We start from the raw sequence: 314 nt of genomic DNA on the forward strand, positions 1-314 counted from the left end.
GGCCCCCCCCGCGCCGCGCCGCCCCCCCCCCCCCCCGCCCCCCCCCGGCCCCCCCCCGCCCCCCCGGCCCCCCCCGCCGGTGCCGCCCAGGGCACCGACGTGGTCCTGCCCGCGCTCGGCGAGTCGGTCACCGAGGGCACCGTCACCCGCTGGCTGAAGTCGGTCGGCGACTCCGTCGAGGCCGACGAGCCGCTGCTCGAGGTCTCCACGGACAAGGTCGACACCGAGATCCCGGCGCCCTCCTCCGGCGTGCTGCTCGAGATCGTGGTCGGCGAGGACGAGACCGCCGAGGTCGGCGCCAAGCTGGCCGTCAT

The 314-nt window shown here is 79.3% G+C and carries 1 protein-coding gene; it reads left to right on the forward strand.

Annotation, left to right across the window (positions count from 1 at the left end):
* Positions 1–314: biotin/lipoyl-containing protein (locus ADL25_RS18790; protein WP_324614057.1), on the forward strand; the 314-nt coding region annotated here is incomplete at both ends.

This window comes from Streptomyces sp. NRRL F-5122 (assembly GCF_001507435.1).
GTDB lineage: Bacteria > Actinomycetota > Actinomycetes > Streptomycetales > Streptomycetaceae > Streptomyces > Streptomyces lannensis.